19 protein-coding genes are annotated in these 25402 nt (G+C 60.7%); 14 read left to right on the forward strand and 5 right to left on the reverse strand.

From position 1 onward, the window contains the following. Positions 1–3: 3 nt before the first annotated feature. The gene (gene eno, locus AAIE04_RS14395) at positions 4–1287 is read left to right on the forward strand and encodes a phosphopyruvate hydratase (RefSeq protein ID WP_063919459.1); all 1284 of its coding nucleotides are present in this window, start codon (positions 4–6) and stop codon (positions 1285–1287) included. Here eno and AAIE04_RS14400 read toward each other — a convergent pair. Then, entirely contained in the window at positions 1284–1691 is a 408-nt protein-coding gene (locus tag AAIE04_RS14400; RefSeq protein ID WP_211130239.1) for a MerR family transcriptional regulator, read from the reverse strand. The genes eno and AAIE04_RS14400 overlap by 4 nt on opposite strands. Before the next feature lie 72 nt (positions 1692–1763). Between AAIE04_RS14400 and AAIE04_RS14405 the strand changes: the two genes are divergently transcribed. The 4 genes from AAIE04_RS14405 to AAIE04_RS14420 all read left to right on the forward strand — a co-directional run bounded on the left by AAIE04_RS14405 (position 1764) and on the right by AAIE04_RS14420 (position 7418). Then, a complete protein-coding gene (locus AAIE04_RS14405) occupies positions 1764–2984 on the forward strand; it encodes an NADH:flavin oxidoreductase/NADH oxidase family protein (RefSeq protein ID WP_498577196.1) in 1221 nt (406 codons plus the stop codon). Between the two features lie 505 nt (positions 2985–3489). Then, positions 3490–4872, forward strand: coding sequence for a diaminobutyrate--2-oxoglutarate transaminase (locus tag AAIE04_RS14410; protein ID WP_071532855.1), 1383 nt, complete (start codon positions 3490–3492; stop codon positions 4870–4872). An 18-nt stretch (positions 4873–4890) separates the two neighbouring features. Next, positions 4891–6360 carry a pyridoxal phosphate-dependent decarboxylase family protein gene (locus tag AAIE04_RS14415; RefSeq protein WP_063919621.1) on the forward strand — a complete coding sequence of 490 codons (1470 nt, stop codon included), beginning with the start codon at positions 4891–4893 and terminating at the stop codon, positions 6358–6360. 146 nt (positions 6361–6506) lie between these two features. Then, entirely contained in the window at positions 6507–7418 is a 912-nt protein-coding gene (locus AAIE04_RS14420) for a LysR family transcriptional regulator (protein ID WP_498056075.1), read from the forward strand. 27 nt (positions 7419–7445) lie between these two features. Here the strand turns inward: AAIE04_RS14420 and AAIE04_RS14425 are convergent, their stop codons facing one another. Then, positions 7446–7913, reverse strand: coding sequence for an SLATT domain-containing protein (locus AAIE04_RS14425; RefSeq protein ID WP_139285523.1), 468 nt, complete (start codon positions 7911–7913; stop codon positions 7446–7448). A gap of 263 nt (positions 7914–8176) precedes the next feature. Between AAIE04_RS14425 and AAIE04_RS14430 the strand changes: the two genes are divergently transcribed. From AAIE04_RS14430 to pqqF, 7 genes are all read left to right on the forward strand, one after another. Beyond that, positions 8177–9226 (forward strand): dipeptidase, encoded by a 1050-nt coding sequence (locus AAIE04_RS14430; protein WP_498577197.1) that lies wholly within the window; start codon positions 8177–8179, stop codon positions 9224–9226. A 117-nt stretch (positions 9227–9343) separates the two neighbouring features. Then, a complete protein-coding gene (gene pqqA / locus AAIE04_RS14435) occupies positions 9344–9421 on the forward strand; it encodes a pyrroloquinoline quinone precursor peptide PqqA (RefSeq protein WP_004937827.1) in 78 nt (25 codons plus the stop codon). A gap of 58 nt (positions 9422–9479) precedes the next feature. Then, the gene (gene pqqB / locus AAIE04_RS14440) at positions 9480–10391 is read left to right on the forward strand and encodes a pyrroloquinoline quinone biosynthesis protein PqqB (RefSeq protein ID WP_019455336.1); all 912 of its coding nucleotides are present in this window, start codon (positions 9480–9482) and stop codon (positions 10389–10391) included. A 9-nt stretch (positions 10392–10400) separates the two neighbouring features. Continuing rightward, positions 10401–11156 (forward strand): pyrroloquinoline-quinone synthase PqqC, encoded by a 756-nt coding sequence (gene pqqC, locus AAIE04_RS14445; RefSeq protein WP_063919453.1) that lies wholly within the window; start codon positions 10401–10403, stop codon positions 11154–11156. After that, on the forward strand, positions 11156–11434 hold the full coding sequence (gene pqqD / locus AAIE04_RS14450) for a pyrroloquinoline quinone biosynthesis peptide chaperone PqqD (protein ID WP_019455334.1): 279 nt from the start codon (positions 11156–11158) through the stop codon (positions 11432–11434). The genes pqqC and pqqD overlap by 1 nt, the downstream gene beginning before the upstream one ends. Further along, positions 11427–12563, forward strand: coding sequence for a pyrroloquinoline quinone biosynthesis protein PqqE (gene pqqE / locus AAIE04_RS14455; RefSeq protein WP_019455333.1), 1137 nt, complete (start codon positions 11427–11429; stop codon positions 12561–12563). The genes pqqD and pqqE overlap by 8 nt, the downstream gene beginning before the upstream one ends. Before the next feature lie 2 nt (positions 12564–12565). Next, positions 12566–14884 carry a pyrroloquinoline quinone biosynthesis protein PqqF gene (gene pqqF, locus AAIE04_RS14460; RefSeq protein ID WP_498577198.1) on the forward strand — a complete coding sequence of 773 codons (2319 nt, stop codon included), beginning with the start codon at positions 12566–12568 and terminating at the stop codon, positions 14882–14884. Positions 14885–15034: 150 nt separating this feature from the next. On the opposite strand, the gene AAIE04_RS14465 is transcribed toward pqqF, so the two are convergent. Further along, the gene (locus tag AAIE04_RS14465) at positions 15035–18070 is read right to left on the reverse strand and encodes an autotransporter domain-containing protein (protein WP_498577199.1); all 3036 of its coding nucleotides are present in this window, start codon (positions 18068–18070) and stop codon (positions 15035–15037) included. A 908-nt stretch (positions 18071–18978) separates the two neighbouring features. On the opposite strand from AAIE04_RS14465, the gene AAIE04_RS14470 reads away from it, so the two are divergent. Continuing rightward, entirely contained in the window at positions 18979–21072 is a 2094-nt protein-coding gene (locus AAIE04_RS14470; protein WP_498577200.1) for a putative bifunctional diguanylate cyclase/phosphodiesterase, read from the forward strand. Here the strand turns inward: AAIE04_RS14470 and AAIE04_RS14475 are convergent. Next, the gene (locus AAIE04_RS14475) at positions 21069–22265 is read right to left on the reverse strand and encodes an MFS transporter (RefSeq protein WP_498577201.1); all 1197 of its coding nucleotides are present in this window, start codon (positions 22263–22265) and stop codon (positions 21069–21071) included. The genes AAIE04_RS14470 and AAIE04_RS14475 overlap by 4 nt on opposite strands. A 146-nt stretch (positions 22266–22411) precedes the next feature. Here AAIE04_RS14475 and AAIE04_RS14480 point away from each other — a divergent pair, with 146 nt between their 5' ends. Continuing rightward, complete coding sequence (locus tag AAIE04_RS14480; RefSeq protein WP_498056068.1) at positions 22412–23329, forward strand: ABC transporter substrate-binding protein; 918 nt, start codon at positions 22412–22414, stop codon at positions 23327–23329. Between the two features lie 43 nt (positions 23330–23372). Here AAIE04_RS14480 and AAIE04_RS14485 read toward each other — a convergent pair whose 3' ends face one another. Continuing rightward, positions 23373–25157 (reverse strand): sigma-54-dependent Fis family transcriptional regulator, encoded by a 1785-nt coding sequence (locus AAIE04_RS14485; RefSeq protein WP_498577202.1) that lies wholly within the window; start codon positions 25155–25157, stop codon positions 23373–23375. Positions 25158–25402 lie beyond the last annotated feature (245 nt).

The raw sequence follows: 25402 nt of genomic DNA on the forward strand, positions 1-25402 counted from the left end.
CCCATGAGCTATGAGATTGAAAGCGTAACCGCCAGAGAGATCCTGGATTCGCGCGGCAACCCGACCGTCGAAGTCGAAATGAGCGCGGCAGGCGCCGTGGCACGGGCCTCGGTGCCTTCCGGGGCCAGCACCGGTTCGCGCGAAGCGGTGGAACATCGCGACGGCGATCCGCGCCGTTTCGGCGGCAAAGGCGTGCTGGAAGCGGTGCAAAGCGTCAAAACGGCGATCAATGAGGCGCTACGCGGGGTGGATGTGCGCCAACAACAGGAGATAGACCGCCGGCTGATCGCGCTGGACGGCAGCGAGAACAAAAGCCGCCTGGGCGCTAACGCCCTGCTCGGCGTTTCTCTGGCCGCCGCCCGCCTGGCGGCGCAGTTGTCGCAGCTGCCGCTGTATCGTTATCTGGGCGGCATCGGCGCCAACCTGCTGCCGGTACCCTGCATGAATATCATCAACGGCGGCGTGCATGCCCGCTGGCAAGGGGCGGATTTTCAGGAGTTTATGATAGCCCCCTTGGGCGCGCCGTCGCTGCGCGAGGCCGTGCGCTGGGGCAGCGAAGTCTATCAGACACTGCGCCAAATTCTATTGGACAAAGGCCTGTCGGTCGGCGTCGGTGACGAAGGCGGTTTCGCGCCGGCGGTCGCCTCTAACCGGCAACCGTTGGAGCTGATCGTGCAGGCGATAGAAAAAGCCGGTTACCGGCCGGGAGAAGATATCGCCATTTGCATGGATCCGGCCTCGAGTGAATTCTACGCCAACGGCAAATACCGTCTGCGCAGCGAGAACCTTGAGCTGGACGCCGCCCAAATGACGGCCTATTACCAACGGTTGGTGCAGGACTTCCCCATCGTGCTGATTGAAGACGGCTTGGCCGAGGACGATTGGGCCGGCTGGCGTCTGCTCAGCGACGCCCTGGGCGATCAGGTGGAGCTGGTCGGCGACGATCTGTTCGTCACCAACGTCAAATACATCCAGCGCGGGATTGATGAACGCCTGGCCAACGCGGCGCTGATCAAGCTGAACCAGATTGGCACGCTGAGCGAAACCTTCGCCGCCGTGCAGCTTTGCCAGGCGAACGGCTGGGGCACCTTTATCTCGCACCGCAGCGGCGAAACCGTCGACAGCTTTATCGCCGATATGACGGTCGCGATGCGAGCCGGCCATCTGAAAACCGGCGCGCCGAGCCGCGGCGAACGCATCGAAAAATACAATCAGCTGATGCGCATCGAAGATCAGCTTGGTGCCGCCGCCGAGTATGCCGGCCGATCGGCCTTCAAACGGCGTTAAGATTTGCAGGCCGGTAACGCGCCGGCCCGCTTTTCATCCTTTGCGCGGCACAGCCCGGCCACGCCGGACTGCAACAAGGTCAGCCGGGTCGCCAGCAACGCTTCTCGCTGCTCATTCAGCGTCGCCATCATCCGTTCGATTTCCGCCAAACGGGCATCGACGCCCTGTATCAGCCCCTCCTCATAAGCGCTGCCCTGCAGCGCCAATACCCCGCGAATCGCCTGCAGCGAAAACCCCAGATTCTGGCCGATTTGGATCAGGTGCAGCCGCTCCAGCGCGCTTTCGCTATACACCCGGTAGCCGTTGACGCCGCGCACCGCTTTCGGCAATAGCCCCTGCTGCTCGTAGTAACGTATCGCCGAGGCGGCCATCCCGACGCGCTCCGCCAATTCTCCGATCTTCATGCCCTATTGACCTTAAAGTTAACTTTAAACCTAGTATAGCGCCATTCCCCTTGCGACAGGAGCGCAAACCCGATGTTTACCCCACTGACTTTGCCCAACGGCAGCCGCTTGACCAACCGTCTGGCCAAGGCGGCAATGGAAGAGAATCTGGCCGACCGGAACCAACTGCCCGGCCCCGCGCTGTGGCGTTTATATCGCTATTGGGCCGAGGGCGGCGCCGGTTTGATCATCACCGGCAACGTGATGATCGACGGCCGCGCCATGACCGGCCCCGGCGGCGTGGTGCTGGAACAGGATACGCCGCTTGCGCCGTTCGAAACCTGGGCCAAGGCCGCGCGCCAGGGTGGCGCGCAGGTGTGGATGCAGCTCAACCACCCGGGGCGTCAGGTGATGGCGAACATGGGCGGCAACGCGTGGGCACCCTCCGCTATCCCGCTGGCGATGGGCAAGCACAGTAAACTGTTCGCCCAGCCGCAGGCCATGAATGAAGCGCAGATCGCCGAGGTCATCGCGCGCTTCGCCGCCAGCGCACACGCCGCCGAACAGGCCGGCTTTACCGGCGTTGAGATCCACGCGGCGCACGGCTACCTGATTTCTCAATTTCTGTCGCCGCTGACCAACCAGCGCAGCGACCGCTGGGGCGGCGAACTGGCAAACCGCGCCCGCCTGTTGCTGGAGGTGGTGCGCGCGGTGCGAACGCGGGTTTCACCGGGCTTTTGCGTAGCGGTCAAACTGAACTCCGCCGATTTTCAGCGCGGCGGGTTTTCCGCAGACGATGCCCGGCAGGTCGTGTTGATGTTGAACGATCTGCCGGTCGATTTGATCGAACTGTCCGGCGGCAGCTACGAAAGCCCGGCGATGCAAGGCGAAACGGCGGACGGCCGTACCCTGGCGCGCGAAGCCTATTTTCTGACCTTCGCCCGCGATCTTGCCGCCGTGGCCCGCATGCCGGTGATGACCACCGGCGGCATCGCTCGCCCGGCGGTGGCGCAACAGGTGCTGGACAGCGGCGTCGCGGTGGCCGGCATCGCCACCGCCATGGCGGAAGTGCCCGATCTGCCACGGCGCTGGCTAACCGGCGCCGCCCCTCATGCGTTGCCAGCACCGGTTACCTGGCGAAATAAAACGATGGCGGCGCTCGCCCGCATGGCGTTGGTCAAACGCCGCATGCGGGCGCTGAGTGACAATCGGCCACGCAGCGTGCGCTACTCCCCGCTGTTCACGCTGATCGTCGATCGGTGGCGCACCCGCCGCATCCTGCAGCGCTACCACGCCTGGTTACGGCAACGTTAACAACAACGGCGCCGGCCAATTGGCCGGCGCTGCGTAAAAATCACGCTTTTTTGATCGCGCTACGTGAAATCTGAGAGAAATCACCAATCTGGATGCTGCGATTTTAACGGTTGGCCATTTATATTCATCACAATTTTTGTGTATATAAACGCTATAGGACTTAAGGTGGTGAATAGATAAAAATAAGCCGCTATTTTCTATTTATGTTATTAGCCGGAAATTTACCTTAATTATAAATGCATTAAAGAAACCGTCAGGTTGGCGGCGGAACGGTTTTTCACGCCATGTTAACAATATGTTGTTTTTTGCCGGCAAAACCAACGGTCAATAAATCAACAACATATTGATGAGCTTAAGAAAAAACTAAACAATTCAAAACAAAATCGGCTATTGAGTCCCAGGCGAAAAAGCCATATATTGGTCGCGCTTTTCACAAGGCAGTTACTTTTCTAATTCATTAATTCAATCGTAGCGTGTTGAGACCTTCGGTTGTAGGAGAGATATGATGACGGATAAAGTCCGTATTGATACTTTAGTTGCAAACTCATTAAACGGAAACAATGAAACCTATTTGGCGCGCCAAGCCGAATTTGAGTCGAATGTTAGGAGTTATCCGCGCAAATTGCCGTTGGCAATTGCGAAAGCCCAGGGCGTTTGGATCACTGATGTTGAGAATAATCAATATCTTGATTGCCTGGCCGGGGCGGGAACGTTGGCTCTTGGACATAATCACCCCGACGTCCTGCAAAGCATCCAAAATGTCATTACCAGCGGCTTGCCGTTACATACTCTCGATCTCACGACCCCGTTAAAAGATCGTTTCTCCGATTACCTGCTTTCTCTGTTGCCGGGCGAAGGCAAAGAGTATTGCCTGCAGTTCTGCGGCCCGTCCGGCGCCGATGCGGTTGAAGCCGCGCTGAAGCTGGCGAAAAAGCACACCGGCCGCTCCGGCGTGATCAGCTTCTCCGGCGGCTATCACGGCATGACCCACGGCGCGCTGTCGGTCACCGGCAACCTGTCGCCGAAAGCGGCGATCAACGGCATGATGCCGGAAGTGCAATTCATGCCTTATCCGCATGAATACCGTTGCCCGCTGGGCATCGGCGGCGAAGCCGGCGTCAAGGCGCTGACCTACTACTTCGACAACCTGATCAACGACGTGGAAAGCGGCGTGCGTAAGCCGGCGGCGGTGATCCTGGAAGCCGTTCAGGGCGAAGGCGGCGTTAACCCGGCGCCGGCCGAGTGGCTGCAGCGCATCCGCAAAGTGACGCGTGAACACGGCATTCTGCTGATCATCGACGAAGTTCAGGCCGGTTTCGCCCGTACGGGCAAGCTGTTCGCCTTCGAACACGCAGGCATCGAGCCGGACATCATCGTGATGTCGAAAGCGGTCGGCGGCGGCTTGCCGCTCGCGGTGCTGGGCATCAAGAAAGAGTTCGACGCCTGGGAACCGGGTCACCACACCGGCACCTTCCGCGGCAACCAGCTGGCGATGGCCACCGGCCTGACCACCCTGCAATACCTGAAAGAGCACAAGGTCGCCGACAAAGTGGCCGCTCAGGGCGAATGGCTGAAAGGCAAACTGGCGGATCTGCAGAAACGTTATCCGGTGATCGGTCACGTCCGCGGTCTGGGCCTGATGATCGGCATCGAGATCGTCAAGCCGAACGAAGCGCAGGATCACATGGGCTGCTACCCGGCCGACGGCGAGCTGTCTGCGCTGCTGCAGAAAAAATGCTTCGAATCCGGTTTGATCCTGGAGCGCGGTGGGCGTAACGGCTGCGTACTGCGTCTGCTGCCTTCACTGCTGATCACCAATGATGAGCTGGGTATTTTCCTGGATAAATTTGAGCAGGCGCTGTTGGCCGCCGGCGTCAAGCCAGTCTGATTGGAGCGAATGACCGCGATGTCCAAGTTAAACCCGATTCTGGCTTCCTCGGCGCACAGCGCCGAGGCTTATCGCCAGGCGATCGCGCAAAGCAGTGAAGCCGTCGTGCAGTGGCTGCAGCAACCCGAGATGTATCAGGGCAAAAGCGTTGCCGAACTGCGCGAGCGCATCAAGCTCGACTTCACCCCGCAAGGCCTGGGCAACCAGGCGGCGATCGAGCGCGCCATCGAGTACTTTTTGAAAGACAGCCTGTCGGTGCACCACCCGCAGTGCGTGGCGCACCTGCACTGCCCGAGCCTGGTGATAAGCCAGGCCGCCGAAGTGCTGATCAACGCCACCAACCAGAGCATGGACTCCTGGGATCAGAGCCCGTCGGCCACGCTGATCGAAATGAAGCTGATCGAGTGGCTGCGCGACCAGGTCGGTTACTCGTCCGGTGACGCCGGGGTGTTCACCAGCGGCGGCACGCAAAGCAACCTGATGGGGCTGATGCTGGCGCGCGACGCGTTCTTTGCGCGTCAGGGCCACTCCGTGCAGCAGGACGGCCTGGTGGGCGATCTGCGTAAGCTGAAAGTGTTCTGCTCTGAAAACGCCCACTTCTCGGTGCAGAAGAACATGGCGCTGATGGGCCTCGGCTATCAGTCGGTCACCCTGGTGAAAACCGATCGCTTCGCCCGCATGGACGTGAACGATCTGGCGGAAAAACTGGCGCTGGCTAAAGCCAACGGCGAGCAGGTGATGGCGATTGTCGCCACCGCCGGCACCACCGACGCCGGCGCGATCGACCCGCTGCGCGAAATCGCGCGGCTGGCGGCGGAGCAGCAGATCTGGGTACACGTGGATGCGGCCTGGGGTGGCGCGCTGCTGCTCTCCGAGCAGTATCGCCACTACCTGGACGGCCTGGAGCTGGTGGATTCCATCACCCTGGACTTCCACAAACAGTTCTTCCAGACCATCAGCTGCGGCGCCTTCCTGCTGAAAGACGCGCGCCATTATGAGCTGATGCGTTACCAGGCGGCTTACCTGAACTCCGAGTTCGACGAGGCGCAAGGTGTGCCGAACCTGGTTTCCAAATCGCTGCAAACCACCCGCCGCTTCGATGCGTTGAAGCTGTGGATGGGGCTGGAAGCGCTGGGGCAGAAGCAATACGCCGAGATCATCGATCATGGCGTCACGCTGGCACAACAGGTGGCGCGTTACATCGCCGATCAGGAGTCGCTGGAACTGGTGATGCAGCCGCAGCTGGCCAGCGTGCTGTTCCGCTACCGCCCTGCGCAGCTGGCGGCGAAGGGCGACGCGGCCGTCGCGTTGTTCAACCAGCGCATCGGTGACGCCCTGCTGGAATCGGGCCGCGCCAACGTCGGCGTGACCGAGTCCGATGGCGTGACCTGCCTGAAGATGACGTTGCTGAACCCGATCGTCACGCTGGAAGACATCAAGCTGTTGCTGGCGCTGGTCGAGAAAACCGCACAGCAGCTGCCGGCGTAACCCTCCGCCACTGCGCATTAAAAGCCGATAACTGCCCAGGTTATCGGCTTTTTTATCGCCCATCAGATAGCAAGTGACGCAGCGCTTACGCTGATATACTGCATCAAACGCCTTCTCCCATGTTCTGCACGACAGGATACGCACGCATGACCGACCCTGACTTTAACCTGCTGATCGCCCTCGATGCGCTGCTGACGACGGGCAGCGTGGCAGGCGCGGCACGCCGCCTCGGTTTAAGCGCCTCGGCGATGAGCCGCACCCTCAGCCGACTGCGCACGACCACCGGCGATCCCTTGCTGGTGCGCGCCGGCCGCCATATGGTGCTGACGCCCTATGCCGAGACGCTGCGCGAGCGGGCGCGAAACGCGACATTCGAGGCCCGTGCGGTGCTGCGGCCGGCGCCAGGCGAGCTGAACCCCGCCATGCTCGATCGCACCTTCACGCTGCGCGCCAACGATGGTTTCGTCGAGGCCTTCGGCCCGGCGCTGATCGCCGCCGCCGCCGAACAGGCGCCGCGGGTGCGACTGCGCTTTGCGCCTAAGCCGGAGAAGAGCGACCGCCCCCTGCGCGAAGGCCGGATCGATCTGGAGATTGGCGTGCTGGGCGAGATGGGCCCGGAAATCCGCCTGCAGGCGCTGTTTCGCGATCGCTTTGTCGGCGTGATGAGAACATCACACCCGCTGGCGCAACAGCTGGAGATCGGCGCCGCCGACTACGCCGCCTGTGGCCACGTGGTGGCCTCGCGCAGCGGGCGCATCCTCGGGCCGGTAGACGCCGCGTTGGCGGAGCTGGGGCTGGCGCGCCATATCGCCGCCGTGGTGCCGAGCTTTCCGGCCGCGCTGGCGGTGGCGCAGGCCTCGAACCTGCTGGCGCTGCTGCCCGCTTCCTTTTTGCAGGCCCAACCGGCCGACGGCCCGCTGCGCATGTTCGAACTGCCGGTAAAAACGCCGCCTATCACCGTCTCGCAAATGTGGCACCCGCGCCTGGAGGCCGAGGCGGATCATCGCTGGCTGCGGCAGCTGGTGCTGGCCGTCTGCCGTCAGAGAACAGATCAATAAAATGCATGCCGAACAATAAGACCTTAATCAGTTTCGCACTAATGCTGACTTAGGTGTCAGTGGTGAGTTCTCAGATATATACTCCCACTCAATACGCAATACTTTCAATTTTGAAATCATGTCATCATCTTGCAGCCCTGATTTTTTTGAACGGAGGTTCTCGAGCTGCCGTCTTAATTTCCCATAACAGCTCGCGGCCGAACGATGCAACTCGGCTTTCTCAGCAAAGCGGCCGAACGACACGATGCCCGACAATGCCGCTGACAGCACGCTGATGAAAAATAGCGTGAGTTTTAACCCACCTTCGGCCTGCAGAAAAAAACATGACGTCACAATCGTTGAGCTAAAAATCAATAAATAGCCTGTATAATCAGCTCTCCGATACAACCTTTCCGAACACACATAGTGCCCCGTTTGAGCATTGCATAATCTTGTGTACCAATCCGCCATCAAAGCATCCATGTCCTTATATTTCTCAATCCCAGAATCGCTCACAATTCACTCCAAATAAGCTGCGGCAGATAAAATAACAATAAGAAATTATTCCAATAAAAATGGAATGCGTGCAAAGATTTCCGCTTATAATAAGCGCTTTAGGCTAAAATTTATTTTGCCAAAAATAAAATTGACGTCAAGCGCCCACCTCCATTATCTGTTATTTTATAAGTGTTTTACTTAATTGAATAATGTGAAAACTTGCCAGGTATTGCGCAATAATACAACATAGCGTTCATGATGCCTGATTCAGTGAAACGCCCATGACGCTTCCCCCTCTCTGGCCGGTGTTCGACGGCCATAACGATCTGCTGCTCAACCTGTGGTTGCAGCACGACGACGATCCGGTCGCCGCCTTTTATTCCCGCGTCACGCCGGGCCACCTCGATTTTTCCCGCATGCGGCGCGGCGGATTCTGCGGCGGGCTGTTCGCGGTGTTTATTCCCCCGGTCAGCTATATCGCCCAGATACGCAACCAAACGCTGGACGCGGCGCAGGCCGCCTTCGATCCGCTGGCAATTGCCGAACGGCAGATAGCTATCATGTATCAGCTGGAACAGGCCTCTCAGGGGCGGCTGCGCATCTGCCGTACCGCCTCCGAAATAGAACAGTGCCGTTTCAACCGGCAAATCGCTGTGGTGCTGCATATCGAAGGCGCGGGTATGATCGATGCGGAGCTGACGCAGCTGGAAGCCTTCTACCGGCTGGGCGTGCGCAGCATCGGGCCGTTCTGGAATCTGCCGAACGCCTTCGGTACCGGCGTCAGCGGGCCGTTCCCCGGATCACCCGATACCGGCCCCGGCCTGACGCCGGCCGGCGAGGCGCTGATCCGTGCCTGCAACCGCCGCCGCATCATGATCGACGTCTCGCACATGAATGAGAAAACCTTCTGGCAAACCGCCGCGTTGAGCCGCGCACCGCTGGTCGCCACCCACTCCAACGTCCATGCCCTCTGCCCGCAGCCGCGCAACCTGACCGACGCGCAGCTGGACGCCATCGCTCACAGCGGCGGGATGGTCGGCGTCAATTTCGGCACCGCCTTTCTACGGGCGGACGGAAAGCGTGACAGTGCAACGACTGACTTCACAGAAATTGTTAAACACGTTGAGTATTTGATCGCTAAACTTGGTGAAGATCGCGTGGGATTTGGCTCTGATTTTGACGGGGTCAACGTACCGCAACCGTTGGAGGACGTCGGCGGCCTGCCGCGCCTGACGCAAGCGCTGGCGCAGGCCGGGTTCGATAACCGGCTGCTGGAAAAGCTGACCTGGCGCAACTGGCTGAGCGTACTCTCCGCCACCTGGGGTGAATAACCCGGTTACGCTTTAAAGGTTGCGATCAACGTCACATTTCGTCAACATTGGACCAGCCTAATGCGAATCTTTCTCATTGGCTTCGAACTATCACGATGCATGCAAAGGAGCACCGCTATGACTACCTGGACTAAACCTGAGTTTGTTGACCTGCGTCTGGGGTTGGAAGTGACACTGTACATTTCCAACCGTTAATCGCCCGTCTGCCCGCCTTTCGCGCGGGCATTTCTTTCCCTTTTCTTCTGGTTTAGACATGCAGATAAAAGTTCTCGGCTCGGCGGCGGGCGGCGGCTTTCCCCAGTGGAATTGCAACTGCGACAACTGCCGCGGCGTTCGTGACCACAGCATCACCGCCACGCGCCGCACGCAGTCCTCCATCGCCGTCAGCGATGACGGTAAAAACTGGGTGCTGTGCAACGTGTCCCCGGACATTTGCCATCAACTGCTGGCTTCGCCCGAATTGAACAATCCCGACGTGCTGCGCGGCACCGGTATCGGCGCGATCGTGCTGACCGACAGCCAGATCGATCACAGCGCGGGCTTGCTCAATTTGCGTGAGGGGTGCCCGCACCACGTCTGGTGCACGCCTGAAGTGCATGACGATCTCAGCACCGGCTTCCCGGTGTTTCCCATGCTCTCCCACTGGAACGGCGGGTTGATTCACCACCCGGTAACGCCCGGTGAACCGTTCCACACGGCGGTCTGCCCGAACGTACGCTTTACCGCCATTCCATTGCTCAGCAACGCACCGCCCTATTCGCCGTACCGCGATCGCCCGCTGCCGGGCCACAATGTGGCGTTGTTCATCGAAGATATCGCGCGCGGGGTCGGCCTGCTGTATGCGCCGGGCCTCGGTGAACCGGACGAAGCACTGATGCCCTGGCTGCGCCGCGCCGACTGCCTGCTGATCGACGGCACGCTGTGGCGCGACAATGAGCTGGCCAACGCCGGCGTGGGGCGCAACACCGGCAAGGATATGGGGCACCTGGCGCTAGCGGAAGAGCACGGGCTGGCGGCCCTGCTCAGCGCCTTGCCCGCCAAACGCAAGATCCTGATCCACATTAACAATACCAACCCGATCCTCAATGAAGACTCGGCAGAGCGGCAGAGCCTGACCGCCGCCGGCATCGAAGTGAGCTGGGACGGCATGAACATCGAACTGTAGGGAATCGCCATGACGCAACCACTCCCACTGACTCCGCAGGAATTTGAAGCGGCGCTGCGCGCCAAAGGCGCTTATTACCACATTCACCACCCGTACCACATCGCGATGCACAACGGCGAAGCGACCCGCGAGCAGATCCAGGGCTGGGTGGCCAACCGCTTCTACTACCAGACCAGCATTCCGATCAAGGATGCGGCGATCATGGCCAACTGTCCGCAGCCGGAAACCCGCCGTAAATGGGTGCAGCGCATCCTGGATCACGACGGCTACGGCGGCAGCGAAGGCGGCATCGAAGCCTGGCTGCGTCTGGGGGAGGCCGTCGGGTTGCAGCGCGACGCCCTGCTTTCTGAACAGCTGGTGCTGCCGGGCGTGCGCTTTGCGGTGGATGCCTACGTCAATTTTGCGCGCCGTGCCTGCTGGCAAGAAGCGGCCTGCAGCTCGCTGACCGAACTGTTCGCACCGCAGATCCACCAGTCGCGCCTCGACAGCTGGCCGCAGCACTACCCGTGGATCGACGCCGCCGGCTACGACTATTTCCGCAGCCGCCTCGGCCAGGCCAACCGCGATGTGGAACACGGTCTGGCGCTGGCGCTGGACTATTGCGACACCGTCGAAAAGCAGCAGCGCATGTTGGAAATCCTGCAGTTCAAGCTGGATATTTTGTGGAGCATGCTGGACGCCATGAGCATGGCCTATACCCTGAACCGCCCGCCTTACCACAGCGTGACCGCCGCGCGGGTATGGCACAACCAGAGGCTGGTGTAATGACGCCGAATCCTGAACACACCCCGGTCTTCCGCCGCGGCTACCGCCTGCAATGGGAGCAGGTGCAAAATAGCCACGTGATCCTCTATCCGGAGGGCATGGCCAAACTGAACGACAGCGCCGCCGCCATTTTACAGCTGGTCGACGGCCACACCACGCTGAACGGCATCATCGCGCAGCTGAACGCCCGCTTCCCTGGCGCCGAGGGGTTGGCGGATGACGTGCTGGAGTTTTTCCAGCGCGCCTACGAACAAAAATGGGTGACCTTCCGTGACTGAGCCACGCGCGCCGACGGTCAATCCGCCGCTCTGGCTGCTGGCGGAGCTCACCTATCGCTGCCCGCTGCAGTGTCCCTACTGCTCCAACCCGCTCGATTTTGCCGCACAGGAAAAAGAGCTGACGACCGAACAATGGATCGCGGTATTTCGCCAGGCGCGGGCGATGGGCAGCGTACAACTCGGTTTCTCCGGCGGCGAGCCGCTGGTGCGTAAAGACCTGCCTGAACTGATCGCCGCCGCGCGCGATCTCGGCTTCTACACCAACCTGATCACCTCCGGCATCGGCCTGACCGAGAAGAAACTGCAAACCTTCGCCGACGCCGGTCTGGACCATATCCAGATCAGTTTTCAGGCCAGCGACGAAACGCTGAACGCCGCGCTGGCGGGCTCCGCCAAGGCGTTCCAGCAAAAGCTGGCAATGGCCAGGGCGGTCAAGGCGCTCGGCTACCCGATGGTGCTCAACTTCGTGTTGCATCGCCATAACATCGGCCAGATCGATCGCATTATCGAACTGGCGATCCAGCTGGATGCCGACGACGTCGAGCTGGCGACCTGCCAGTTCTACGGCTGGGCGCATCTGAATCGCGAGGGCCTGTTGCCGACCCGCGAGCAGATCGCCGACGCGGAAGCGGTGGTGAAACGCTATCGCGAACGCATGGCCGCCGACGGCAAGCTGGCTAACCTGCTGTTCGTCACGCCGGATTATTACGAGGAGCGTCCCAAAGGTTGCATGGGCGGCTGGGGGGCAATCTTCATGAGCGTGACGCCGGAGGGGATGGCGTTACCCTGTCACAGTGCCCGTCAGCTGCCGATCGCATTCCCGTCGGTGCTGGAGCACGATCTGCAGCATATCTGGTATCACTCGTTCGGCTTTAACCGCTATCGCGGCTATGACTGGATGCCAGAGCCCTGCCGCTCCTGTTCGGAGAAAGAGAAAGACTACGGCGGTTGCCGCTGCCAGGCGTTCATGCTGACCGGCAACGCCGACAACGCCGATCCGGTGTGCGGCAAATCGCCGCACCATGGCACCATCCTGGCGGCGCGGGAAGCGGCGAATCGCTCGCAGGTCGGTATCGATCAGTTGCGTTTTCGTAATCAGACCAACTCCCGTTTGATCTTCAAGGGCTGACCATGACACTCGCCGCTGCCTCGTGGCAGCTCGCCAACGGTTTGGCCGTCAAGGCGATAAGCACCCCTGCAGCCGAGGCCGCCGCCGCGCTGGTGCGCATTGAGGCGGGTAGCTTTCAGGCGCCGACCATCTGGCCGGGCCTGGCGCATTTGCTGGAGCACCTGCTGTTTCGCGGCAGCGTGAATTTCAGCGCGCAGGATGGCCTGATGGGCTGGGCGCCGTCGGTCGGCGGCCGGTTAAACGCCACGACCCAGGCCACGCAAACCGCGTTCTTCTTTGAGGTGGGCGCCGACCACCTGGCTGAAGGGTGGGCTCGGCTGAGCGATATGCTGGCCGCCCCGCAGTTGACGGCGGAGGCGATCGCTCAGGAGATCGAGGTTATCGATGCCGAATACCGCTTACTGCGCGCAGATGTTGAAACCCGCTGCGAAGCGGCGCAGCGGCAAATGTTCAGCGGTCTTGACGCGTTGCACCGCTTTCACATCGGCAGCCGTGCCGCTTTCGGCAGCGATATTTCCGCACTGCAGCAGGCGCTGCGCCAGTTTCACCGTCAGTACTACCGAGCGCCAAACATGACGCTGTGGTTGCAAGGCCCGCAATCGCTGGAACAGTTGCATGCGCTGGCGCAGCGCTGCGCCAGCCGTTTGCCGCCGGACGCCGCCGCCCCGCGCCAACCATCGCCGCCGTTGACCGCCGTGGCGGATTACACCCTGCATCTCCCCGGCGCGCCGCAGCTGAGGCTGGTCTTTTCCCTGCCGGCCCCCCGCTCACGCGGCTGGCTGCGGCGACTGGAGCGTCTGCTGCAGGATGAAGCCCCTGGCGGGTTGTTGGCCCGGCTGCGCGCTCACGCGTGGTGCGACGCCGCGCGGCTGGATTATTCCCGCTGCGGCGAAAACAGCGCCCTGCTGAGTTTTATCTTCACCGTCAATCAGGGGACAGCCGTTGAAGCCGCCCGCATCGAAATCGCCCTGTTGGCGTGGCTGCAGGCGCTGCGCTCGCTGACGCCGGCGCAGCTCGAACATTTCGGGCAGCTGGCAAATCGCGATTTTCAGCGTTTGGCGCCGCTCGAACAACTGCGCGCCAGAGCGTTTGGGCTGCCGCCGACTGAGCCGAACGACGATTGGCCACGGCATATTTCGGCGCTGATGAGCGCGCCGCGTCGCCGGCTAGCCGTGTGGCCCGAAAACGGCGGCGAAACGCGCGAAATTCAGGGGCTGCCGCTGGCGCTCACCCCTTTCGCCTGCGCCGCACTGACGCCAGCAACGGAACCTTTCCGCTTTTTCTCCTCCTCCGCGGCGTTGCCGATCCCGAACTTGCCAGCCGGCCAGGCGCCGCTGCGGCATCTGCACCCCGAGGCGGCGCAACCGGTGTTGCTGCTGCGCCCCTCACCGTCCAGCGCATTCAGCGAGCAGCAAGCCTATGGTTTACAGGCGGCGCTACGCACCGGGGCGGCGGAGCTCGCGCATCGGGAGGGGCATTTAAGCTTCACGCGCCATCAGGGCCTGTGGTTGCTGCAATTGGCGGGCAGCGAGGCGCTGATCGGTCACGGCCTGAACGTCGTGAACCGCGCGCTGGCGGCCTTGCCGCCGGCCATCCTCGATGAAGCAGAAAGAAACCTGCGCCTCGCCCAGTCGGAACAACAAAACGCCATCGCCATTCGCCGCCTGCTGGCCCAATTGCCGGCGGCGTTGTGCACGCCGGCAGCAGCGACGCCGCAATGGCATGCCGCCTTAATCGGCGGCGATGGCGAGTTGCGGCGGCGGCTGTCGCATTTGCTGTACGACTTTCCCTATTCCGTGACCGCCGAGCCGCAGAGGCCGCCCCCTGGGCTTCATCGCCCCGTCACGCTGACGGAAAGCGGCGCCGAACACGCCTTGCTGCGGTTTTACCCGCTGCAAAGCGATGCAGCCGAAGGCCGCTGGGCGCTGCGCGTGTTGGCCCAGCTTTACGCGCCGCGCTATTTTCAGCGGCTGCGCGTGGAGCGCAACATCGGTTACGTGGTGCAATGCGCCTTTCACCGCAGCGCCGATGTCGAAGGCCTGCTGTTTGCGCTGCAATCCCCGACATTCACCGTTGAACAGCTGCAGCAGTTAACCGACGAATTCTTGCTGCAGATGCGTCATGAGCTGGCGCAGCTTGGCGCTGATGAACTGGAACAGGCACAGCAGGCGCTGCGGCAAAGTGTGCAATGCCTCAGCGCCGAGCCGTTGCAGCGCGCCCGGGAAATCGCCCTGGAACATCGTGAGGCGGTCGCCGCCGCTACGTCCCTCACGCCGGCGCAATTGCGCGATTGGCAGCAGCGTTTGCTTTCCTCTGATTGATTTACCCAGCGGCAAACACCGGCCGGGGGGAATATGTCGCGCAGAAAGCATCGTCTGATACCAAAGAAGGTTTCAACGCCGCCTGGACGCAAAAAAAAAGCCCCCATCGTCACGATGAGGGCTGAATAAAACGAAGCATGTTAACAGCGATCAGAAGCGCCAGGTCAGACCGGCGTTGACGCTGTTGTCCTGGTGGTTGGACGACAGCTGCCCGCCGTAGCCAAGGGACAGGACGGCGTTTTTGTTAACCGCTACATCCACGCCCGCTTTCAGGACCGCACCATCGCGAGACACAGGCACGCTGTTCACGTCGAACGCCGCATCAGTGCGTTTGAACATCAGCTGCGTTTTACGCTCCAGCTTGCCGTACTGGTGCTGCCAGCCCAGCTCGCCGCGCAGAGCGATCGCCACGCTGTCGGCTTGCCACTGGGTATCGGCGCGCAGACCCAGCGTCGAGGCGGTGGCGGACTGGCTTTGTTTGTCGCCGCGCAGCGCTGCCGCCCCGCCTTGCTCGGTGATCCCCTCGTTACGGTAATGGGTGTACGCCAGGTTGGCGAACGGCTCAAGGTTGACCGCGTCGCTCGTCCAATCGTAACCGCTTTCGATGAACAGCTGACCGGTGCGCGCGTTATACTTGGCCTTCTCGCGATCCGACTGCGCGCCATAGTTCACCGAGCGCGAGGTGTCGATGCGATGCCAGGTATAAGTGCCCCCCGCCCGCAGCGCCAGTGCGCCGAAGCGTTTGTCGCCGTACAGCCCCAGATGATAGTTATCGCTGTGTGCGTCTGACTGATAACCGCCATCCAGCGAGGTGCGGGTATACCCGGTCATCACCCCTAACCGACCGTCGTCGAACAGTTCGCTGTCCAGCCCCAGCAGCACGCCGTAAGTGGACGTCTGGTAACCGGTGGCGTTGTCGTTGCCGGAAGCATGCCCCCAGCTGCCCAGCAGTTTCGCCCAGGCGCCGTTGTCATCCGCTTTAATATCGGTAGCGACGCGGCGGCCTTCCGCCTGGCGCAAGCGCTCGGTGGCGGTATCGCGCAGGTAACGGCTTTCGTTGATCTGGGCGGAAGCCATATCCGCGTGGATCTGGCCAGACAGCTGACGGGTCGCCTGCTGCAGATCTCGGGCTGAGGTGAAGCCGAGGAAGCTTTCATAGACCGGATGGCCGGCCACGATGCTCGCCTCTTCGCTCACGGCTTGCGCCTCGCCGCCATCGCTTTGCAGCAGGTTGGCCGCTTCAGCCGCAGAGATCGTCACGCCGCGCTGGGCCGTTGCCGTGACCGGTTCCGTCGCGTTGAGCGTCTCCACCGCACGAGCTACCGCTTTCTCGTTCTCGGTGCTGGCCAGGCTGTCAAAACGGGCGGCGGTGCGCGTGATGCCAAGGCCGACGTCATTGCCCTGATAATCCAGCGCGACATTCACGAACGGGTACGACGGGTTGGCGTTTTCGAATCGACCGGTCACGCCGTCCGTCGTGGTCAGGATGGTGTATTTGTTGCCCAGCAGACTCTGCGCCTCATTCTGCGACAGCAGGTTTTGGCTGCGCTCCAGGCTGACGTTCACACTGCCGCCGTTGAGGAAAGCGCGTCGCGCGGCGATCTTATCGCTGCGGCCTTTGTCCGCCACTTCCACGTTATACTGCGAACCGCGATCGAAGACGGCGTCATTCACCACGTGCAGCGTGCCGATGCCGTTGCCCGGTGCGACGCTGCCGCCGCTGCCAGCCCGGAAGGCATTCACGCTGCCGCTGCCGGCCAGCGTGCCGCCGTTTTCGATATAGACGTTGGATACCACCGAGCCGTTGATTGCCAACGCGCCCTGTTTCACCCAGGTATCACCGCGATAGGTATTGTTCCCCGCCAGTTCCAGCGTACCGGCGCCGATTTTGGTCAACCCGCCGTGGCCGGCGATGTCATTGCTCCACGAATCGAAATCGCACTCGCGCGACGTGCAGCGGCGCTCAATCGTAGTGCCGGATTCGACGGTATTGCCGAGGCCGGGAATATTTACCACGAATTGTTTTTCGCTATAGGAGCCCGGCACATAATATTCCTGCGGAATATCCTCCTTGGTGATAAACATTTTCGGTCCGTTGATCGCATCGCGTAAATTGACACGCCCCCAGCCGAACAAATTATCAATACCGGGCACGCCTAAATCGGTGGCGGTGGTTTTGATTACGGCAGATATTTGATCGGCGCTCATATAAGGGAAGCGTTGCATCAATACGGCGGCGACACCGCTGACATGCGGCGCGGCCATTGAGGTGCCGGATTTGAAGCCGTAATTTTGATTAACCGACAGCTCGCCTTTATTGTAGGCATCACGATTAACGGCACCGCCGGTATTAGACTCCAACCGGCCGACCGTGCTGTATATATCTGAGCCTGGCGCGGAAACGCAGTAACTCGCCGTTTGACCGCAGCTGGTCGAAGAGACGCTTAAGTTGTTTTCGTCGCTCAGGTTGGTCACGATCAGGTAATTGTTCAACACGTCCGGGAAGGCATAAGGCAGTGACTTTTGCGCTTCGGGAATGTTGTAATTGTTGTAATTGCCTGCCGAGAAGACGATCAGCTTACCGTGCCTGGCCGCGCGCAGCAGCGCCGACATGGAGCTATGCGCACCGGTCGGTACCGGCTGTTGGCTGCCCCATTCCACGCTGGACTTGCTGCGCATCATTTCGCCGATCACATCGCCTTTGACGAACGCCACATAGTCCGGTCTGCCGTTAGGCAACCAGATGATGTCACCCTTGGCGTCTCGCCGAATGTCCGGCGCAATCCCCCAGCTGTTGCTGATGATGCGCGCCGCGCTCTGAATCAGCTCTTCACGGCCGTTGCGATTACCGTAATCATTCAATTTGGTGCCGATAATATCCGCGTCGAAAGCGACGCCGTGCATACCTGCGCCATCTCTTTTAGCCGCAGCGATACCGGCTACGTGCGTGCCATGATCGCCGAAAGACATATTATCTAGTTTATCGTAGGAGAAATTATAACTGCCGTTATCCAGACGCGTCAGTTTACCGGCGAATTCAGAATGGGAAAGAATGGCATTATCGATAATGCCGATAGTGACACCTTTACCGGTATAGCCTCTGGCATAGGCATATTCGGCGGAAATCGCCGCAAGCCCCCATTGACGATTAAACTCGGCGGTTTTCCAACTGTCAGGCACGCCCAACCGGCCGGGATCCTGATAAGCGGCAAGAGAAGAATGAATGGATAAGCCATAACAACCCAGAAAAACGCAATACGCTAACTTCAATCTTTTATTAAGTATCATTTTACGCTCCATGTTTATTTATACCCAGAAGAAAACTTACGTTTTAACCGCCCTGCGACCTCCCTCGATCGTGAAACGACAGATAACGCATGCAGGCCCGACGCGGGCCGCATGAACAGACATGCTGAGTGATGCAGATGGCGCTGGCAGACAAAGGAATGCCGCCGCGCCGGGCGCCTATGGCGCAGACGTCTAAAGAGGAGGCGAATGTACGCTTGCCGGCGCCGTTGCGCCGGAATGGCCCGGCCATCGGGACCGGGCCTGGGGATCAGGCTGTAGGTGCATTTCGTTTTATCATCCAGTTTTTCTAATGCTTTTCATTCGCGAGGCTATCTTATACGTAAGCAAAGTGTCAACAGATGAAACAAAACATTTCTTGATTTGTATCATGACTTTTCTGCCAAACCCCGGCCAACGGCGCTGCGACCACCGCTGGAGAGTGCATAAAATGGCGGTTATTGCCGCCATAAGTGAGATTTTTGTCAGTGAAGGCGCATAGAGCCGGCAGAACAGCCGGTGAGAGAGCATAAAAACGCCTGAACATTTCATCAAATAGAAACATCAAGATTGATTAATTTTTATGGCAATATCCGATCGTGGTCGGATCACTTATTTTTCATCACAATATAAGGGCTGCTTATAAATAACAGGAATATTCCTAATGCGTTCGCGCGGGATGTATTCCATGCTAGCGGGCTGATTTTTAGCCGTGCCCGCTGGCTATTCCCATTTTCATTGGCAAAACTATATTGAAAGAGGCTCTGCTATAGAGCGAGAATATGGGTAATTTTCCGAGGAAATACCGCATGACCCTGTTGCCCAAGCAGAGTAATAACAAAAATCCGATTGATCTCTATGGCGAAATCGTAGACGACTTGCCCGGTCTGATTTGCTTCGGCAACCGCCTTGGCGGCTACTTTAATAAACAGTGGCGCGACTATACCGGCGCAAACGCCGGCGAGCACGGCGCCGCCGATTGGCTCGATGCCCTGCATCCCGACGATCGCGATCGGATGGCCGCGCAATGGCGCCAGGCGATCGTCGCCCTCTCCTCGTTCGCCGGCGAAGCTCGCCTGTGCGATCGCCACGGCATCTACCGTTGGTTCATGCTGGCGTTCAATGCCCGCCAGGATGGCATGGCGTTAGAGCCCAGCTGGTACCTCGCCGCCACCGATATTCATCTGCAAATGCTGCAGCGCCAGCAAAACGTTCAGGCGCTCTCCATCCAGCAAGACATGCTGGACGCCAGCCTCGACTGTATCAAAGTGATCAATAACGACGGGACGCTGCGCCACATGAACCGGTCCGGCAGCCTGGCGCTCGGTCTTGACCCGGCGCAAAAAGAGTTCGGCATGTCCTGGCTGGGGCTGCTGTCGCCCGAAATCCGCCGCCGTGGCAGCAAGGCGCTGCGCAGCGTCAGAGCGGGTAAAAATGCGCGCTTCACGGGATTGAGCGTGACGCCGCAGGGCAAAAAACAGCACTGGGACAATATTCTCACCCCGGTCAGCGACGAACACGGCGCGGTGGCCGAAATCTTGTGCGTCTCGCGCGACGTAACCTCGCAGCGCGTGATGGAGCAGCGTCTGTTGCTCGCCAGCGAGTATGACGAATTGACCGGCCTGCCCAACCGGCGTCTGTTCAAGAAAAAACTGAAGCAAGAGATGAAACGTGCCCTGCACGGCGGCAAGTCGCTCGGGCTGATGCTGTTGGACCTTGACCATTTCAAGCTGGTGAACGACACGCTGGGCCACGCAGCGGGTGACCATCTGCTGCGGGTGCTGGGTAAAAGGCTCAGCGCCTGCATGAATACCCACTCGTTCGTCTCGCGTCTCGGCGGCGACGAATTCGCCGTGGTGATAAGCGACGTCGAAAACGAGCAGGACATTTTTCGCATCGCCAACAAGTTTCTTTTGCAGCTGGAGACGCCGATCACCCACGGCGGCAAAACGCTGCATTGCGGCATGAGCATCGGCGGCGCTATCTATCCCAAAGACGCCCGCGACGCTTCAGAGCTGATGAAATGCGCCGATACCGCGCTGTATGAGTTGAAGGACGGCGGCCGCGGCGGCGTTTATATGTTCGATCGCAAGATGATGGACAAAGCCAGCGCGCGCGCCAGCCAACTCAACTACGCGCGTCAGATCGTGCGCGACAACTGCATCCGCCCCAACTATCAGCCGAAGGTCTGCCTGACCGACGGCAGCATTGTCGGTTTCGAAGCGCTGCTGCGCTGGCATTGCCCGATCAACGGCGTGCAGCTGCCGGCGACGGTGAGCGAGGCGTTCAACGACTACGAGCTGGCGACCAAAATCAGCGAAGCCATGCAGCTGAAGGTGTTCGCCGATATCGCCCGTTGGCGCGCAGCCGGCGTGGCGGTGCGGCCGGTTTCGCTGAACGTGTCGCCGATCGAATTTTTACGCGACAATTATGCCGAAACCTTCCTGCAGCGCCTGCTGAAATTCCATATTCCCCATCACCTGATCGAACTGGAAGTGACCGAACACGCGTTCAACAAACACGGGTCGAAATACGTGCTGCGCGCGCTGCAAATGCTCAAAGAAATGGGCATCCGCATCGCGTTGGACGACTTCGGCACCGGCCACTCCTCCTTCAGCCATATCATGGACTACCCGCTGGACTGCATTAAGCTGGATTGCGACTTCGTTCAACGCATGAACACCGAACCGGCGATCCTGGCGATCGTGGAAAGCATCGGCATCCTCGGTCAAAAGCTGTCGATCGATATCATCGCCGAGGGGGTGGAAACCGAACAGCAGCGCCAGACGCTGTGCGAAGCCGGTTTCCATATCGGCCAGGGTTTTCTGTTCAGCCGCGCGGTGGACTCCCAGCGGGTGCCGGCGCTGCTGCAGGGGATGCCGCAGCCCGTCGGCGGCCGTTAAACGCCCTGCCGTTTGTCATGCGGCGCGATCTTCATGCCGATAAGCGTTACCACGCAGACGATCGCCCCGGCATAGAAGGTGGACGCGGAACCGAACAGCGCCCACAGGGCACCGGCGCCGAGGCTCGCCAGCAGCAGCGCCGCGCCACCGATCAGGTTGAACATGCCGAACGCGGTGCCGCGCAGGGGCGCCGGGGCGGTATGTGCTACCATCGCCGCCAGCAGCCCCTGCGTCATGCCCATGTGTATCCCCCACAGCGCCACGCCGAACAACACACCGGCCCACCCATCGCTCAGCGCCAACACCAGGTCGGCGGCGATCAGCACCAGCAAACCGGCTTTTAACAAGCCTTCATGGCTCATGCGATCGGACAGTTTACCGAACGGATAGGCCGAACAGGCGTAGACCAGATTCATCGCGACCATCACCAGTGGGATCAACGCCAGCGGCGTGCCGCCCTGCTGCGCCTTCAACACCAGGAACGCTTCGCTGAAACGCGCCAGCGTGAAGATCGCGCCGATGCCCACCACCCACCAATAGCCGCGCCCCAGCAGCCGCAGGTTGGCGCGGGTAATCGGGTTGGTGCGCTTGTGGATTATCGCGCTGGCCGGCTCTTTCAGACCGAAAAACAGCAGCGCGATGGCCAGCGCAGCCGGGAGCGCCGCCACCCAGAAGATGGCGCGAAAATCGTTGTGCCACAGCAGCATCAGGCCGACGGCCAGCAGCGGCCCCAAAAAAGCGCCGACGGTATCCAGCGACTGCCGTAACCCGAAGGCCGCACCGCGAATCTCCGGCGGCGTCACGTCGGCCACCAACGCATCGCGCGGCGCCCCCCGAATGCCTTTGCCCACGCGATCCACCAGGCGTGCGCTCATCACCATGCCGGAGGTCGAGGCGACGGCGAAAAACGGTTTGCTGATGGCGCCCAGACCGTAGCCCAGCAGCGCCAACCCTTTGCGTTTACCGAGATAATCGCTGAGCACGCCGGAGAACACCTTAACGACCAATGCCGTCGCCTCCGCCAGCCCTTCGATCAAGCCGATGACTATCACGCTAACGCCGAGCGTCGTCGCCATAAACAGCGGCAACAGGCTGTGGATCATTTCCGAGGAAACGTCCATCAGCAGGCTTACCCCACCCAACACCCACACGCCGCGCGGTATGCGGCCCAACGTAGCGAAGCGCGACAGCATGGCTCATCCTCGATGTCTTCAGCGCCGGCGGCGCATCATGATTTTTCCAAGATTGGTTAGTTGATTTTGTTCGTTCACAGACCCGCAGCCTTCAGAGATAGTGCAACGACCTTGTGGCACTGATAATAATGAAGGTAATTAACATAATGATAGATAGCAAAAAAATGATAATGATTGCGGCGCTGCTGAGCTTTTCCGCCGCCGCCGCACCGGGCGTGGATCTCGTCGCCAACGAAACGCCGATCCACACGGTGAAGAGCGCCGAAGCCGTGGCCAAAATCCCCGCCGGCTTCCGGTTCGTGGAACCCGGCACGCTGACGGTCGCCATTTCTCTGCTGGGCAGCGGCCCGCCGTTCGGCCTGTACGCCCGCGACAATAAAACGGTGATCGGCAGCGAGGCGGATATCGCGCGGTTGGTGGCCGACGGTTTGGGGTTAAAACTCAAGCTGGTGCCCACCTCGTGGGAAGACTGGCCGCTGGGGGTGGCCTCCGGCAAATATGACGCCGCGGTTTACAACATCACCGTGACCAACGAACGTAAGACCAAATTCGATTTCGCCACCTATCGGCAGGATACGCTGGGTTTCTACGTCAAATCCGACAGTAAAATCACCCAGATCAAAACCGCGCCGGATATCGCCGGCAAAAAGATCATCGTCGACTCCGGCACCAATCAGGAAGCGGTGCTGCTGGCCTGGGACAAAGAGAACCGCGCCAAGGGGCTCGCGCCGCTGCAGCCGGTGTACGTCACCGATAAGGCCGCCTCCACGCTGGCCATTCAGTCCGGACGTGCCGATGCCACTTTCGGCCCCAACGTCTCCGGCGCTTACCAGGCGCGGCTGACCGGCAAAACCCGGCTGGTGGGCATCGTGCCCGGCGGCTGGCCGAAGACCGCCAACATCGCCGTCACGCTGAAAAAAGGCAACGGCCTGGTGGACGCGGTGCAGGCTTCGCTCAACGGCGCCATCGCCAACGGCAGCTATCTGCAGGTATTGGATCGCTGGGCGGAGAGCGACGAGAAAATCGACCATTCGCAGATTAACCCGCCGGGACTGGGGGATTGAGGTAAGCACAGGCCCCGCGCGGCGGGGCCTTACCGACGGCCAATCATGCCGTTTCATTCCCCAGCGCTTTCTGCCTCCCCAGCTTGCGATACAACGTGCTGCGCGAAACGCCGAGCGCTTTCGCCGCCCGGCTGAGGTTGCCATTCGCCTTGTCGATCGCCGCCTGCAGATCCCCAAGGCTGGCGTCGGCGTCCACCCGCTGTGGCGCCAACACCGCGATGGACTGCGGCAAATCGTCCAGGCTCAGCACTGCGTGATCGTCCGCCAGCGCCAGCAGCACTTTGAGCGTACTCAGCAATTGCCGCACGTTGCCCGGCCACGGATAGCGCGCCAGCATCGCCAGCGCCTCCGGCAACAGCCGAATGCCGCGCCGCTCGCCGCCCAGCTCTCGCCACAGCTGCAGAATGAAGGTCTCCAATTGCGCTCGCTCTCTGAGCGGCGGGATGCGCAGGCTGTATTCCTGGATGCGATACAGCAAATCCTCGCGAAACGCCCCTGCCTGCACCAGCCGGTGCAGATCGTGGTGGGTGGCGCAGACAAGCGCGAAATCGACCGGATAAGCGCTGCGGCTGCCGAGCGGCGTGACGGTTTTTTCCTGCAGTACCCGCAGCAGGCGCGTTTGCAGGCCCGCCGGCATGTCGCCGATCTCATCCAGGAACAGCACGCCGCCGTCCGCCTCGCGGATCTTGCCGATATAACCTTTAGGGTTGGCGCCGGTAAACGCCCCCGGCGCATAACCAAACAGCTCGGACTCGATCAGCGGTTCAGGCAGCGCCGCGCAATTGATCGCCACAAAGTTGCCGTTGCGCCAGCGGCTCTCCTGGAACAGGCGGCGGCTGAAGTGCTCTTTGCCGCAGCCGGTTTCGCCGGTCACGCACAAGGCGAGGCCGGCGTTGAGAATGCGCAACGCCTTCTGATGTTGCTCGTCGGCTCTTTCCTCCGGCGGCACCGAACGCAGGGCGCTGACGCGGCGCTGCGGCGCCTCGAGCAGCGAATAATAATGCCGTTGATTGCCGGCCAGCGTCTGACGCGGCGCGCCGGCGGGCTGCCGTAATAGTTCGGGGAACAGCTGGGCGAACTCAAGCGAGCCAAAGGCCACCGGCGAGAGTTGAAACTCCATCATCGCCAACCGATTGGCGGCGACCAGCACTTCGTCGTGGAATACCAGCAACAGCTCCTGCGCGCTGCCCAGGCGACCGGCATCGACGTGCAGGCGCAGCGTCCAGTGGCGATCGGCGATCGCGCTTCTGACCCAACGGTGTTCGATATGCCGCACCGCCTGCATGATCAGGCGCTGCGCGTCAGGATACGGACGCTGGGCGGGCGCGGAGAGATCCAGTATGCCGGCAATGCGGCCATCCGGCCGATAGATCGGCGCGGCGGTGCAGTTCAACCCGGCATTTTGGTTGAGAAAATGCTGGTCGCCGCGCACTTCGCAGAAAGCGCCCAGCGCCAGCGCGGTACCGATGGCGTTGGTGCCCCGCTCCGCTTCTCCCCACTGGTTGCCCGGCGCCAGCGCAAAGCGCGACGCTTTGTGCAGAAAGTCGGTATTACCGCAGGTTTCCAGCACCAGCCCGTCGGCGTCGGCGATCACTACGATGGCGGGTTGGCGCGTAATTTTCGCACCCAGCTGCTCGATCAGCGGCTGCACCCGCTGCGGTACCCAATCGTTGCGGCTGCGCAGCTCTTCAAGCAATCCGGCTTTGATAAACGGGATATGTTGATCGGTGCGCGTCAAGCCATAACCCTGGCTGCGTTGCCAGGATTCCGCCAACGGCTGGGTCAGCAAGCTGGCGCCCTCTGCGGGCAAGCGGTCGTCAGGCAACATGCGTTTCTCCCCCGTTCGCGAGTGTTGCAAACTTGTATCATAAATGTGTATCAGGCGTTGCGACACGGGACACAAAAAATCATCGGCGACGGCGACGCCGCGCGATTCGCCAAGCGGCATGAATTTCTAATTCCATAATAAACAATCACTTTTAATAAGCACCCTTGCCCTTCATCAATCTGGCACGGGGCGTGCTTCTCTGTGCGGCGGCGACATGCCGCACTCACAGGCGCAGCGCAATAGCG

Source organism: Serratia sp. Ae19-1 (genome assembly GCF_059801225.1).

Bases quoted from the DNA above. Each gene is read 5' to 3' on its own strand.
- eno (WP_063919459.1), top strand. From the start codon at position 4: ATGAGCTATGAGATTGAAAGCGTAACCGCCAGAGAGATCCTGGATTCG.
- AAIE04_RS14400 (WP_211130239.1), bottom strand. From the start codon at position 1,691: ATGAAGATCGGAGAATTGGCGGAGCGCGTCGGGATGGCCGCCTCGGCG.
- AAIE04_RS14405 (WP_498577196.1), top strand. From the start codon at position 1,764: ATGTTTACCCCACTGACTTTGCCCAACGGCAGCCGCTTGACCAACCGT.
- AAIE04_RS14410 (WP_071532855.1), top strand. From the start codon at position 3,490: ATGACGGATAAAGTCCGTATTGATACTTTAGTTGCAAACTCATTAAAC.
- AAIE04_RS14415 (WP_063919621.1), top strand. From the start codon at position 4,891: ATGTCCAAGTTAAACCCGATTCTGGCTTCCTCGGCGCACAGCGCCGAG.
- AAIE04_RS14420 (WP_498056075.1), top strand. From the start codon at position 6,507: ATGACCGACCCTGACTTTAACCTGCTGATCGCCCTCGATGCGCTGCTG.
- AAIE04_RS14430 (WP_498577197.1), top strand. From the start codon at position 8,177: ATGACGCTTCCCCCTCTCTGGCCGGTGTTCGACGGCCATAACGATCTG.
- pqqA (WP_004937827.1), top strand. From the start codon at position 9,344: ATGACTACCTGGACTAAACCTGAGTTTGTTGACCTGCGTCTGGGGTTG.
- pqqB (WP_019455336.1), top strand. From the start codon at position 9,480: ATGCAGATAAAAGTTCTCGGCTCGGCGGCGGGCGGCGGCTTTCCCCAG.
- pqqC (WP_063919453.1), top strand. From the start codon at position 10,401: ATGACGCAACCACTCCCACTGACTCCGCAGGAATTTGAAGCGGCGCTG.
- pqqD (WP_019455334.1), top strand. From the start codon at position 11,156: ATGACGCCGAATCCTGAACACACCCCGGTCTTCCGCCGCGGCTACCGC.
- pqqF (WP_498577198.1), top strand. From the start codon at position 12,566: ATGACACTCGCCGCTGCCTCGTGGCAGCTCGCCAACGGTTTGGCCGTC.
- AAIE04_RS14470 (WP_498577200.1), top strand. From the start codon at position 18,979: ATGACCCTGTTGCCCAAGCAGAGTAATAACAAAAATCCGATTGATCTC.
- AAIE04_RS14475 (WP_498577201.1), bottom strand. From the start codon at position 22,265: ATGCTGTCGCGCTTCGCTACGTTGGGCCGCATACCGCGCGGCGTGTGG.
- AAIE04_RS14480 (WP_498056068.1), top strand. From the start codon at position 22,412: ATGATAGATAGCAAAAAAATGATAATGATTGCGGCGCTGCTGAGCTTT.
- AAIE04_RS14485 (WP_498577202.1), bottom strand. From the start codon at position 25,157: ATGTTGCCTGACGACCGCTTGCCCGCAGAGGGCGCCAGCTTGCTGACC.